Annotated in this window: 12 protein-coding genes; 8 read left to right on the top strand and 4 right to left on the bottom strand. The window is 60.6% G+C overall.

Translation table 11 applies throughout. The features are described from left to right. Window positions 1-46 precede the first annotated feature (46 nt). The 3 genes from EYW45_RS01845 to EYW45_RS01855 all read left to right on the top strand — a co-directional run bounded on the left by EYW45_RS01845 (window position 47) and on the right by EYW45_RS01855 (window position 1,378). Complete coding sequence (locus EYW45_RS01845; RefSeq protein ID WP_161133679.1) at window positions 47-466, top strand: DCC1-like thiol-disulfide oxidoreductase family protein; 420 nt, start codon at window positions 47-49, stop codon at window positions 464-466. A 99-nt stretch (window positions 467-565) separates the two neighbouring features. Beyond that, window positions 566-940 carry a glutaredoxin family protein gene (locus EYW45_RS01850; protein WP_161133680.1) on the top strand — a complete coding sequence of 125 codons (375 nt, stop codon included), beginning with the start codon at window positions 566-568 and terminating at the stop codon, window positions 938-940. A gap of 15 nt (window positions 941-955) precedes the next feature. Then, window positions 956-1,378 carry a hypothetical protein gene (locus EYW45_RS01855; protein WP_161133681.1) on the top strand — a complete coding sequence of 141 codons (423 nt, stop codon included), beginning with the start codon at window positions 956-958 and terminating at the stop codon, window positions 1,376-1,378. Between the two features lie 35 nt (window positions 1,379-1,413). On the opposite strand, the gene EYW45_RS01860 is transcribed toward EYW45_RS01855, so the two are convergent. Both EYW45_RS01860 and EYW45_RS01865 read right to left on the bottom strand, forming a co-directional pair. Further along, window positions 1,414-2,352 (bottom strand): hypothetical protein, encoded by a 939-nt coding sequence (locus EYW45_RS01860; protein WP_161133682.1) that lies wholly within the window; start codon window positions 2,350-2,352, stop codon window positions 1,414-1,416. Between the two features lie 113 nt (window positions 2,353-2,465). Then, window positions 2,466-3,368, bottom strand: coding sequence for a LysR family transcriptional regulator (locus EYW45_RS01865; protein WP_161133683.1), 903 nt, complete (start codon window positions 3,366-3,368; stop codon window positions 2,466-2,468). Window positions 3,369-3,535: 167 nt separating this feature from the next. On the opposite strand from EYW45_RS01865, the gene EYW45_RS01870 reads away from it, so the two are divergent. The 3 genes from EYW45_RS01870 to EYW45_RS01880 all read left to right on the top strand — a co-directional run bounded on the left by EYW45_RS01870 (window position 3,536) and on the right by EYW45_RS01880 (window position 5,682). Beyond that, complete coding sequence (locus EYW45_RS01870) at window positions 3,536-3,964, top strand: VOC family protein (protein WP_161133684.1); 429 nt, start codon at window positions 3,536-3,538, stop codon at window positions 3,962-3,964. Next, window positions 3,961-4,548, top strand: coding sequence for a glutathione S-transferase family protein (locus tag EYW45_RS01875; RefSeq protein WP_161133685.1), 588 nt, complete (start codon window positions 3,961-3,963; stop codon window positions 4,546-4,548). The genes EYW45_RS01870 and EYW45_RS01875 overlap by 4 nt, the downstream gene beginning before the upstream one ends. A 240-nt stretch (window positions 4,549-4,788) precedes the next feature. Beyond that, window positions 4,789-5,682 (top strand): AraC family transcriptional regulator, encoded by an 894-nt coding sequence (locus EYW45_RS01880; RefSeq protein ID WP_161133686.1) that lies wholly within the window; start codon window positions 4,789-4,791, stop codon window positions 5,680-5,682. Between the two features lie 28 nt (window positions 5,683-5,710). Here EYW45_RS01880 and EYW45_RS01885 read toward each other — a convergent pair whose 3' ends face one another. Beyond that, on the bottom strand, window positions 5,711-6,466 hold the full coding sequence (locus EYW45_RS01885; RefSeq protein ID WP_161133910.1) for an SDR family oxidoreductase: 756 nt from the start codon (window positions 6,464-6,466) through the stop codon (window positions 5,711-5,713). Window positions 6,467-6,597: 131 nt separating this feature from the next. Further along, window positions 6,598-9,093 carry a DNA internalization-related competence protein ComEC/Rec2 gene (locus EYW45_RS01890; protein WP_328703577.1) on the bottom strand — a complete coding sequence of 832 codons (2,496 nt, stop codon included), beginning with the start codon at window positions 9,091-9,093 and terminating at the stop codon, window positions 6,598-6,600. A gap of 367 nt (window positions 9,094-9,460) precedes the next feature. On the opposite strand from EYW45_RS01890, the gene EYW45_RS01895 reads away from it, so the two are divergent. Both EYW45_RS01895 and EYW45_RS01900 read left to right on the top strand, forming a co-directional pair. Beyond that, window positions 9,461-11,611, top strand: coding sequence for a hydantoinase/oxoprolinase family protein (locus EYW45_RS01895; RefSeq protein ID WP_161133688.1), 2,151 nt, complete (start codon window positions 9,461-9,463; stop codon window positions 11,609-11,611). A gap of 1 nt (window position 11,612) precedes the next feature. Further along, a complete protein-coding gene (locus tag EYW45_RS01900; protein WP_161133689.1) occupies window positions 11,613-13,292 on the top strand; it encodes a hydantoinase B/oxoprolinase family protein in 1,680 nt (559 codons plus the stop codon). Window positions 13,293-13,367: the final 75 nt, after the last annotated feature.

Below are 13,367 nucleotides of genomic sequence, written 5' to 3' on the forward strand. Positions count from 1 at the left end.
GATTGATGGTAATCACCGATCGACCCCACACTAGGCGGGAAATGCCATGTCTTCAGCAGCAGATCGGAATTCAAGCCCGGCCCTCATCATTTATGACGGCGACTGTTTTTTCTGCCAGAACTACACGGCGCTTGTTCGGCTGAGAGAAACGGTGGGTGCGGTGGAATTGCTCGACGCCCGATCGGGCGATTCTCGCATCGCTGAATACTGGCATCAGGGATACGACCTTAACGAAGGCATGCTGTTCGTGTACAAAGGCCGCATTTTTCATGGGGCTGAGGCCACGCACATGCTCGCCACCTTGTCGAGTTCAGACACGATTTTCAGCACGATCAACCGGCTTGCCCTGTCGAATCCGATCGTGGCCCGCCTGTCATATCCATTTCTCAAACTCGGTCGTCTCGCGTCCCTCGCGGTTCGCGGCAAACGCATTCTCGACGATCCCCGGCGCAAGAGACAGCGATAGGCGTCACGCTCCGGTTGCGGCTCGAACCGTGAGCACTGACCCCGCAAGCCGACACAGGGTAGACTCATCGTTTCTTTTCTACATGTTGAGCCAGGATCTATGCTTGTTAAAGCGCTGCGTACCGGTGTGGGACAACTCATCATTGCGGGTGACGCTCTCACCCGTCCGCGCCCGCAAAAGCGATCGCCCCAAGGTCAGGCAACGGTCGATGCCGACGCCACTACGCTGTCGCTCTACCAATTTCACGGCTGTCCGTTTTGCGTCAAAACGCGACGCGCCATCCATCGCCTCAATGTGCCGATCGCGCTGCGCGACGCCAAGAACGACGCGAAGGCACGCGAGCAACTGCAGACGGGTGGCGGCAAAGTGAAAGTGCCGTGCCTGCGGATTGAAGAGGCGAGCGAAACGCGCTGGATGTACGAATCGAACGACATCATTGCCTACCTTGAAAAACGTTTCGGTAGCGTGGCCTGAACAGGAACTGCCGACATGACGCCGCATGCCCGCCGAATGGCCGTTGCGCTGAGCTCAGCAATGGTGCTCGCCGGCTGTGACAGCTCGCTGCCGCCCCCTCCGGCAGGCTCGAAGCTGACCGCCGAGACGATCGCCACAAACGAGGCACTTGAGAAGAACCAGTTCAAAGGCACGTTGGCCGGCAAGCCCATTCATTTGCTGGTCAACAACTGCAAGGTTTACAAAGTCGATCCGGGCGAAGGCGAAAACGTGCAATGGACCCTGGTGCTGGAAGGCGATTTCTATCCGCTGCCTACCCAGTGCATCCGCGAGTCGCTCACGGCCGGAAAAGGATTCGTGACGGCCTTTATCGGGCGCCAAGCGATGGGCGCCGGCGGTTGCTGCACCGGCCAGCCGGAGTATCGCTCGAGCGATGGGCTGAACTGGAAACCGCATTGAATAGAGGCCGCCTTGAAGGGGATGTGCAAGGCCCGTCAATCATCCTTTCTGAATTCCTGAAATATCTTTCCAAGATTGCCACCGTAGGGGTTGGCTGATTTGTACCCCTCACTTGAAGCGAAGTCGATCACGAACCCTTTGGTTCTGCCAGGCTTGTCTTTGTACCAGTCGGGCTTGTATTCACCCTCGATCAGCTCGACTCGCACGTATTTGTCGGTAATGTCCTTGACGAGCCATTTCGTATTTTCCAGACCGGACGCGGGCTCCGGCACAAATTCTTTCTTGCGATTGTCGTAGCGGCGATAAGGCACGATCACATCGCCCACGGCGAACGTCGGCAGAACCCTGTTCTTTTCAAATTCTGCCTGCCTTTTCGACGCCATACTTTCCGGACATTGCGCCAGGGCAGTTTGCAGCTTCTGCCGGGCAGGATCCACGGCGGGAAAAAGCGAGAGGTACTTCGAACTCCCAGCCACAGGAACAATGCCAACGATCCCTGCGCCAGCGTTGGCCTGGATCACGGCAAGATTGCCTGCGTGGTCGGTAAAAATTCTTATTTTGCTCGACTCACACCCCAGTCCTGGCCCACCCCCTCCTTCGCAGCGGGATGACGTCTTGATTTCTATCGTGCCGTCGTCTTCGACCTGATAGTCGGTGCCTTTGACGTAACGACGTGCGCCGGAAACGTTCAGATCTTTATCCAGATACTCTGATGAAAATTCGTCCTGGGATGATGGTTTGAACCGAACCAGAACGACACCTCTTGCCGTCCAGAAACCAAGCAGGTGGGATAGCACTTCGCCTCCCCGATACACGTTGTCCCGTGTTGCGTAAGAAGCGTCCTGGCAGAAGTAAGCAGTGCCCCTATCGAGCACATTGCCTGCCACCTTCGTGTCCGCGATTTTCTGGTCAGCGTAAGTCGAGCATCCCGCAATAAACAGCACGGCGAGCGCAGACGTGATTTTTTTCTGCATGGGTATTAGAAAACGTGAAGACTGAGGCAGTCTGATTATTACCCGAGCAGATGCCGTCGTCGAAGCCGCCATCATTTGCTTGCATTTCGTTGAAAGGGGATCGTTAGCCGTGCTTAAGCGCCATCCGGTGCCGGCGCACCCTGCTCCAGTTTTTCACCTGCCCATTCCACAAATGCCCTCACCCTTGGCGAAAGCGCCAGCGCATGCGGATACACCAGTTGAATCGGCAGATCCTCAGGCTCGAAATCCCTCAGTATCCTTACCAGACGCCCATCGGCCAGTTCATCCGCCACCTGATAGTGCATCAGCCGCGTAATGCCCACGCCCGACACACACGCCAGACTTGCCGCGCGAATCTGATTGCACACCAGCCTGGGCACCACCTCTTCTGCCACCGCTTTATCATTTTGCCGGAAATACCACTGCCGCCCTTGCGCCGCAAGCGTGATGCAGGCGTGCTCACGCAGCGATGCAGGGCAATCGATTGCCGGTGCGCCATGCAAATATTTGGGGCTTGCGCACGTGATCAGGCGCGTCGTGCCGATCTTGCGCGCCATCATCGTCGAGTCGGGCAGATGCCCGATGCGGATGGCGAGATCGAGCCGCTCATCCAGTAGCGGCACCACATGATCGTCAAGGCTCAACTCGACGGCAATGTCGGGATGATCCTTCAGAAAGGCGTTGACGAGCGGCGCGACGTAGCGCTGCCCAAACTCCACCGGCGCGGTAATCCGGAGCACACCCCGCACCACGCCGTCGCGCGCTTCGAGGCGCTGTTCCATATCGTCGAACTCGGCGAGCGTGCGGCGGCTGAAGGCGAGGTACTCCTCCCCCTCGCTGGTGAGTGCCATCCGACGCGTGCTGCGGTTCAGTAATCGAACGCCAAGATGGCGCTCCAAAGCCGCCAGCGACCGCACGAGCGAAGCGGCGGACTGGCCGGTTGCATCGGCAGCCGCGCTCAGACTGCCGCTGTCGACGATCCGAACGAAGTTGGCCATTGCCTTTAGCTTGTCCATTGCGGCCTATGCGGATTGTGCTGTGAGTGAGTGATTTGCGCGTTTAGCGATTTATGCCGTGAGCGATCTGTGCAGTTAATGCATAGGTGTTGTCAGGTCGACACCATAGGTGAGATGGCCCTATCGGAGCACACTTCAGAGACTGATCTCAACGGAGTGACAACCTCATGAGCCAACACCATAACCCCGCTCGAATTCTCTCATACGACCATATCGGCATTCGTGTGAGCGACAAGGACCGATCCATGGCTTTCTATCAGGCACTCGGGTTTGTCGAAACGGCGAGCTTTCCGCAGTTCGAAGCCAACGAGATGCTGAGCCCCGATGGCGTGCGGATCAATCTGATTTTCAACGGTACGCATGTGCCTCGGGCCCATAACGTACTGCTCGATGCGCCGGTGAAGCTGCCCGGCGTCACCCATCCGGCGTTCATCGTCGACGATCTCAACGCGCTTGAGCGCTGGCTCGGCCAGCAAGGCATCGTGGTGACCGAAGGCCCGCACCACATTGGTCCGCGAAGAATTGCGCTGTTCATCCGCGACCCGGATGGCACGGTGCTGGAATTCAATGAACTTGTAAATGGAGATGAATCATGAAACTTTACGATCTGGAAGGCTCCGGCAACTGCTACAAGGTGAGGCTATTCGCCTCCTTGGCCAATATCGACCTGGATATTGTTCCGGTCGATTTTTTGAACGGCGCGCATAAGAAACCGCCGCTGTCGGACCTGAATCCATTGGGCGAGCTGCCTATTCTGGAAGACAAGAAGATTGTCGTGCGCGATTCGCAGGCGATCCTTGTTTATCTCGCAGGCGCGTACGGCGGTTTGGCGTGGTGGCCGGCGCATCCCCAAGGCCAGGCCGAGATCGTGCAGTGGCTGTCGTTTGCGGCCAATGAGGTGCAGCACAGCGTCAATGAGGCGCGGCTGGTTCAAAAGTTTGGGTATGCGCTGAATAAAGCGGCCGCGCTGGAAAAATCGCCCGGCGTACTCAGTGCGCTCGATCGGCATTTGGAAAGCAATGAGTGGCTGGCGATCGGTCGGCCGACGATTGCCGATTGCGCGGTGTACCCCTACGTGGCGCTGGCGCCGGAAGGCGGCGTGGATCTCACACCGTACACGCACGTCGCGAGGTGGATGAAGCGGATTGAAGCGTTGCCGGGATATCTGACGAAACCGTAAAACGCCCGGAAGAGGGTTGACGTCTTGCGTCGTGCGCTTTAAACATCACACTTGGCGAATGCGGACAAATGCGCGTTCGCCAAGCCTGCACTCCGGACGGCACTGCGGCGCTTCGCGCGGACGCCGAGACAAGCGCCCTGCTCTGGATGCCGATCAAGACGTTTTGCCCAATCCTTCAGCGTCTTTGCCTGATTATCCAGAAAATTTGCGCCGCCATCAGGCCATGGATATAGTCGAGCCATGCCCAATACGCTACTTGATGCGATACGTCTTTATGCTGATGCGCATGCCGATAATGTAGGCGTAGCGCAAACGCCAGTGCCTGGTCTGACGCTCATTCGAGCCACCAGCAGGACCGCCCTGAGCTACGACGTGCAACGGCCCCTTGTTTGCCTCGTCGTTCAGGGATCTAAGCACGTTGCCATCGGCCAGCAATCGTTCACATTCAACGCGGGCGACTCGCTTCTGATCATGGCTGATGTGCCCACGGCAAGCCAGATTACGCGCGCGGATGCCAGTGCACCCTACTATTCGCTGGTGTTGGACCTTGATCCCGCGATCATCGCCGACCTCACTACCGAAATGGCCGCGACGGAGCAAACCGATCACGCCGCCCTGCGCTGCGCGCAGACGGACGACGAGGTCGCGAACGCCGCACTGCAACTGCTGCGTCTGTTGGCACGCCCTGAGGCGATCCCGCTGCTGCAGGCGCAGCGATTACGCGAGTTTCACTATTGGCTCCTGGCCGGCCGCCACGGTGCCGCAGTTCGTCGAATCGGATTGCCAAACAGTCACCTGCAGCGAATTTCCCGGGCGGTCGCGGTTTTGAAAGCCGGCTACCGGCAACGTTTGCCGGTGGAGCATCTGGCCTCTGCGGCTGGGATGAGCGTGTCTTCATTTCATCAGAACTTTCGCGCGGTGACTTCACTTACGCCGCTACAGTTTCAGAAGCAGCTCCGCCTGATCGAAGCTCGACGTCTGATGCTTGCGGAAGGCGCCAATGCCAGCCATGCTGCTTTCGCAGTCGGCTACGAAAGCGTGCACCAGTTCTCTCGGGAATATGGCCGCATGTTCGGACTGCCGCCCGTTCGAGACCGAGATCAGCACAGCGATCGATGGCAGGCGATCGCGTAACGGGCGGGCTCACCGCTGGCGCGATCGATCAGATGACCTGCCCCCCAGACACCTCAATACGCTGACCATTGATCCACCGATGATCTTCGCCGAGCATGCTGGCGATCACGGGACCGATATCGTCCGGCACACCCACGCGCCCCAGCGCGGTCATCCCTGCGAAGACTTGATTCAAATCAGGCGTGTCGCGCACGACTCCTCCAAGAAAGTCGGTTTCGATAGCGCCTGGTGCCACGGTGTTCACCGCAATGCCACGGCTGCCGAGTTCCTTGGCCAGGTACACGCTCAACACTTCCACCGCACCTTTAACGGCTGCATAGGCCCCAAAGCCCGGATACGACACACGGGTCAAACCTGTGGACACATTCACGATCCGCCCACCGTCTGCAATCAACGGCAGCAGGGTCTGCGTAAGGAAGAAGACGCCTTTGAAATGCACATCGACCAGTTTGTCGAATTGTGCCTCGGTCGTATGCTCGATCATCGCCATGTCGCCGTGCCCGGCGTTATTGACGAGATGGTCGAATGTCGTGCGCTGCCACTGCGTGCTCAGGACGGTTCGCACCCGTTCGACGAAGCCTGCAACGCTCGACATATCGCTGGCGTCGAGCTGCAAGGCGACGCAACGGCCACCCAGAGCCTCAATCTCCTTGACGACCGCGTCGGCCTCGCCGGCTTTACTTTGGAACGTGATGACGACGTCGCCGCCGCGGCGAGCGATATTGAGCGCCGTGTTGCGGCCAAGGCCACGACTGGCGCCGGTGACGATTGCAATCTTTCTCATGGCTTGTTCCTCTTTTTTGGAGCGCTCAGTATGAAATCCAGCGGCGATCGCAAGTTGCCGAAAAGTTGACAATGTTTGCCTGTTACTCCGAATGCCATACAAAGCCGGAATGAACGGCCGACCTTGCCCTTTCATCGCCAATACCTGCGCGCCATACTGCGCTCGCCGACCGCGACCAGTCCCGCTACGGAGGACATCACCGTGATGGCCCCGTCCCGATCCGTGCGCGCAACCTGCGCACCCACTTGCCGCCAGCGATTGACCACGACGTTCGCCGGATGGCGAAAGCGGTTGAGGTAGCCCGCCTGCACGATCACGTGTGAGGGGCGCAAGGCTTCTGTCCACGCTCGGCTCGACGAGGTCGCGGAGCCGTGATGCCCGGCCAACACCACATCCACTTGCCCCACATCCAACAATTGGCGCTCTTGTGCTACCCCGACATCGCCCGGCAGCACCGCCTTGTGATGCGCGCCTTCGATGACCAACACACAACTCTCGGCGTTGCCATCGACTTTGCGGGGCTTACGACTCGACTCGCCGAGCGGTCGGGGATGGATGAAGCGAAATCGGACGCCGTCTTGGTCCCAGGCTTCGCCAGCCAGACAAGGGGCAATATTCATTGGCAGTGGCGTGGGTTCTGATAATGACCCCTGCGCGTTGGCCGCATCCTCCCGCGCAACCTCCCGCACAACCTGCTGCGCCACATCGAATGACGCATACGCCGTGTCAACCGGTACCGACTTCAGAACCGCACGCAGCCCACCCGCATGATCCAGATCGGCGTGCGAGACTACGAGGCGATCGATGCGCCTGATTCCCCGCGCCCGCAGATACGGCACCAGAACGCGTTCCCCAGCATCGGTGCCGTTGCGATGTTTCGGGCCCACGTCATAAACGGTGGTCGCCGTCGCGGTCTCGATGACGATCGCGGCGCCCTGACCCACATCCAGAGCCGTCATGCGCCAGTCGCCCTCCTCGGGCCGTTCAGGCCGTGCAAACAGCAGCGGCGTCATCAGCAGCCACGCCCAATGGCGCGCCGGCCATCCTTGGGGCAAGGTGCCATAGCCCACGCCCACCAACGCCAGCACTGCTGCCCATGCAGGCGCCGCTGCAATGCCCACGGCAGACCACGACGATGACGCTAGCGCGCTCACGGGAATCATCGTCCATTCGAACAGCAGATGCGCCGCCCATCCTGCGGCGCTAGCGAGCATGTGCATGCCCGGCACCACCGACAGCACGGCAACAGCCAATGCCAGCGGCGTGACCAGCAGGCTCACAACCGGAATGGCGACGGCGTTAGCCATTGGGGATACAAGCGAAATCTGATGGATCAGGATCGCCAGCGGCGGCATCAGCCCCAGGGTGATCATGCCTTGCACATGGGCCGCCTGACGCCAGCGCACGCCAATGCGCAATAGACGTTCGGGCCAGGTTTCCTTCGATGGGAAACGCGTGATCGGCGTGCCAAGCGCCACGCGCAGCAAAACGGCGACGGCGCCGAAGGACAACCAGAAGCCCGTGCTTAGCGGCGCCCAGGGATCGCCGATCACGACCGCTACGGCAGCCAGCGCCAGCGCGCGCGACATCGATAGCGGTACGCCCGCCAAGGTGGCGCTTCCCAAGACGGCGAGCATGAAGAATGTGCGCTGCGCCGGGATGCCCCACCCAGCCAGCAAACAATACGCGGCGGCCAACATCAAGGCTGCCAGTGCCATCACCTGCCGAGCCGGCACGACCTCGCAAAACCCGACTCGACACCACCGTGCGCGTCGCCAGAGCCACCCAGCACCCGCGGCCACAAGACCGGCCATCAAAGTGACGTGCATGCCGCTGATCGACACCAGGTGCGTGATGCCGCTGCGGTTGAAGACGTCCCAGTCTTCGCGTGCCACGCCGGCCTGATCGCCGATAGCCAACGCGATCAGCACGCCGCCGTAGCGGCGATCTCCGATGGCGGCGCGCATCCGTTCGCGGATGTGATGGCGCGCGCGCGCGATGATGACGGCGGGGCTTTCCCATGGGCGAACGTCGATGCGATGCGGTCTTCCGCGCACAGTGCCAAGCGCACGAATGCCCTGCGCGAACATGGCAGCCTCGCCATCTCGCAAATGAGGATTGATGGCGGCGTGCGGCCGACGCAGCAAGAGCGCCATGCGCCAGACTTCGCCAGGGACAAGTGCGGGTAATGCAGCAGTACCCGTGGGCGGGGCGTACCAACTGATGCGGAGCCGTTGCGGAATCCCGCCGACCTGGCCCGGTAACGCCGTGACGTCGACGCGGCGGCTCGTGTCGCGGTCCACAGGAAGACTGTCGATCAGCACGTTCAGGCGCGTGACGGCGTCGTGGTGACGATCGTCGAGGCGGTCGGCGAGTCGGTGGTGGGCTTGGGCCCCGACGTAGGCCACGCCGATGATGAACGCACTCAAACCCAGAATGCCGATGCGAGCGACGTCAATCATCCGCCCCAAAGCGCCCTTGGGGTAAGCCCGATGCCGCGTAGCGCTAACCCATAATGCCGCCACCGCTTCAGGCGCCGACACTGCGATGACCCACCAATGCGCACCCGGGTCGAACGGCAACACGGGCAGGTAGTGCACGCACAACGCCCCGATGACGAACAGCACACACGCATATCTCCCCATCGCGCCACCGTGCCCTCTTGACGTCTTCGCTATCGGAAGTTTGCTCCAAGCGCGGCCGATGACACTGCAAAGTGAACGGATTTGCGCGCCTTGCAGAACAAGATCGAGGGCCCTTTAGGACAAGGTCCTGCCCACATTTAGGACAAGGTCCAGCCCCCGTTCGGGACAAGCTCCGCGCACCCACTAGGACAACCTAGGGTTTATACGGGACACGCCACGCTTGTCCTCAAGCGCAAATTATCTTGTTTGTCATCCGCCCCCGTCAGGTCGAACATGTTCGTATCAGCGGCGCCCCGCCCCTTCACCCGGGCAATCGCCGCCCCCTCGATCAAGAGACGAAAGGACAGGCATGCAAGCAGTCACCCCGGGCATCCGTGCCGGTGTCGATATAGGCGGCACGTTCACCGACGTGGCGCTGGAATACGGCGATCAGATCTTTACCTCGAAGGTCCTCACGGATTATGAAAAGCCCGAGCGCGCGATCGTTGAGGCGCTGAAAGCGGCGGCGGTATTGGCCAAGGTGCAGCTGTCGGAGCTCGATGCCGTGATCCACGGCACCACCCTGGCCACCAATGCGCTGATCGAGAAGCGCGGTGCGCGCACGGCATTCATCACGAGCGAAGGTTTTCGCGATGTGATCGAGATGCGTAACGAAGGCCGATTCGAGCAATACGATTTGAGTATTCAGTTGCCGCCGGCATTGGTGCCGCGCTGCGATCGTTTTACCGTGGCCGGCCGACTGGATGCGCAAGGCAATGAACTGCTGGCCCTGGATTTGGCCGGTTTGAATCAAGTGGTCGAGCAGTTGCGGGCGGGCAATTATCAAAGTATCGCTGTGGGATTGATGCACAGCTATCGCAATGCCGTGCACGAGCGTCAAGTCCGCGATGTGTTGACTGCGGCACTGCCGGGCGCATCGATCTCGCTGTCGAGCGATGTGTCGCCCCAGATTCGCGAGTTCGAGCGTTTCAACACGGTATGCGCCAATGCGTATGTGAAACCGCTGATGGCGTCGTATTTGAATCGCTTGGCGCAGGCGTTGGCTGATGAAGGAACGACCTGCCCGTTGTACATGATTCATTCGGGTGGCGGCTTGATGTCGTTGAAAAGCGCGGCCGAATATCCAGTGCGTTTGCTCGAATCCGGACCGGCGGGCGGTGCGATCTATGCAAGTCATATTGCGAAGCGCTATGGCCTGAACAAAGTGATTTCCTACGACATGGGCGGCACCACGGCGAAGATCTGTTTGATCGAAAACCAGCAGCCCAAGACGTCGCGCACCTTTGAGGTGGCACGCACGTATCGTTTCAAGAAAGGCAGCGGGATGCCGATTTCGATCCCGGTGATCGAGATGGTGGAGATCGGTGCGGGTGGCGGGTCGATCGCACACGTCGACAATATGCGTCAGGTGCGCGTGGGCCCGGAGAGCGCGGGGTCCGAGCCGGGCCCGGCATGCTACGGGCGCAATGGCGAGCACCCTACCGTCACGGACGCCGATTTGCTGTTGAACAAGCTGGATGCCAATCGTTTTGCGGGTGGTGCGTTCAAGCTTGATGGTGCAGCGTCGCAACGTGCAATGGAAAACCATATTGCCAAGACGCTCGGCAGCGATGCAGTGCAAAGTGCATTCGCCGTGGCCGAGATGGTGGACGAGAACATGGCCAACGCGGCGCGGATGCACGCGGTGGAAAGCGGCTGCGAACTGGAGCAGTACACGATGATCGCTTACGGCGGCGCAGCCCCTTTGCATGCGGCCCGCCTGTGCGAGAAGTTGGGCATTGATCGCCTGGTGGTACCGCCGGGGGCGGGCGTGGGCTCGGCAATCGGTTTCCTGCGGGCGCCGTTCGGCTATGAGTCGCTGCGCAGCGCGGTGATGCGACTGAGCCAATTCGATGCCGCCATGGTGAATCAGTTGGTGGCCGATATGCGTACCGAGGTGTCGGCCTTTCTGGACGAGACCGCCTACCAAGGCAAAGTCATCCCCGAGCTGAAGGCCTATATGCGCTACGCGGGTCAGGGTTGGGAGATTCCTGTGGCGTCGTCGATTTTCGAGTTCGATGCCGCGGCGGTAGCGGGGCTGCGCCAGAACTTCATTGACGAGTACGTGCACCTGTTCGGCCACGAGGTGGAAGGACTGGACATTGAGGTGGTGAGCTGGTCGTTGTCGTTGCGCAGCGAGCAGGTGGCGCCCGATTTGGCCACCTTCGACGAAGGCGTAAGCAGCACCGGCAGCGATGCGAGCGCGAACAACAGCTCCGCTATGGCCGAAAGCAATGCCGTCACCCCCATCGAGGTCAAGCAGGTGTTCGATGCGAAGTCCGCCAAATTCCTGGCCTGCCGGTTGTTCGACCGCCAGTCGCTGCCGCGCAAGCAAAAGCTCGACGGCCCGATCGTGGTGGTGGAAAAGGAAACGTCCACCTATGTAAGCGCCGGATATTCGTTGGTATTGCAGGATGACGACAGTCTGCTGATTGTGCGTCGCGAGAAGGGAGCACGTTGATATGACGACGACGATTCAAGTGCACGAACAGATCATGTGGAATCGCCTGATCTCGGTCGTGGAGGAACAGGCTGCAACGTTGATCCGCACGGCATTCTGCACCAGCGTGCGCGAGGCCGGCGATTTATCTGCTGGTGTGTTCGACGCGCAAGGCCGCATGATCGCGCAGGCCGTTACAGGTACACCTGGCCACGTGAATTCGATGGCTGATTCGGTGGGCCATTTCGTGGCCAAGTTCGGCAGCCAGGGCGTGGAACCCGGCGATGTGCTGGTCACCAACGACCCCTGGCTGGGTACGGGGCACTTGCACGACATCACGGCCGTTACGCCAGTGTTTCGCGCACCCACCGGCAGCGATGTGCCGAAGTTGATCGGCTACTTTGCCGCCACCGCGCACGTGGTGGATATCGGCGGGCGTGGCTTCGGGCCGGATGCGGCCGAAGTGTATGAAGAAGGCCTGTGCATTCCGCTCATGAAGCTGTACAAGCGCGGCCAGGTGAACGCCGATCTGATCGAGATCATCCGCAACAACGTGCGGGAGCAGGATCAGGTGGTAGGCGATTTCTTCTCGCTGGCGGCGTGCAACGACACCGGGCGCAGGCGCCTGGAAGGCATGCTGGACGAGTTCGGCATCGATGATCTGGAGGGCTTGGCGGCGTTTATCTTCACGCATAGCGAACGCGCAACGCGCGAGCGCATCGCCGCCCTCGCCCAAGGCGAACAACGCTACCAGATGATGGTGGATGGCTACGAAAGTCCGATCCAGCTGGCGGTCACGATCAAAACGCAGGGCGATTCGCTGCATGCCGACTTTGCCGGCACATCGGGGCCGAGCCGTTTTGGCATCAACGTGCCGTTGACATACACGCGCGCATACGCTTGCTATGCGTTGAAGTGCGCGATCGCGCCGGAAATTCCGAATAATTGGGCGTCGCTGCGGCCTTTCGAAATCACAGCACCCGAGAACTGCATTCTGAATGCGTCGCGCCCAGCGCCGGTATCGGTGCGTCACGTGCTTGGCCACTTGATCCCGGACGTGGTGCTGGGTGCGCTGCAGCCGCTCTGCCCCGGGATCATTCCCGCGGAAGGCGCGAGCGCGCTGTGGAACCTGCAGATGCGTTTCGTGGGCATCACCGATGCCACGCGCGCCAAGCGCAGCGAGATGCTGTTGTTCAATACCGGCGGCACCGGCGCCCGGCCCACGCTGGATGGACTGAATGCCACGGCGTTTCCGAGCGGCGTACACACGATGTCGGTCGAAGTGACCGAGAGCATCGGCCCCATCGTGATCTGGCGCAAGGATCTGCGCCAGAACTCGGGCGGCGCGGGCAAGTGGCGCGGCGGTCTGGGCCAGACGATCGAGATCAGCGCCAAGGATGGCTTTCAGTTCAGCGTGAACGCAATGTTCGACCGGGTGGCCTATCCAGCGCGCGGTCACAATGGCGCGGGCAACGGCGCGGCCGGCACGGTGAGTCTGGACGACGGCACCACGCTGCGCGCCAAGGGTACGCAAACGATTCCCGCCGAGCAGCGCCTGGTGCTTGAGCTGCCCGGCGGCGGCGGCAACGGCCCGGCGGCTGAACGGCAGGCGCAGTTTGTATTGAACGATGTGAAGAATGGCTATTTGAGTGAGGGCCAAGCGCGACAACAGTATCCGCACGCCTTTACATCCCAGGGCTGATGCAGGCCATGGGCGAAGACGGTGCGTGCTAGACGGCGCGCACCGGTGATTAAAAACCGAAAACCAAGTGGGAAA

Source organism: Schauerella aestuarii, from assembly GCF_009866805.1.
GTDB lineage: Bacteria > Pseudomonadota > Gammaproteobacteria > Burkholderiales > Burkholderiaceae_B > Schauerella > Schauerella aestuarii.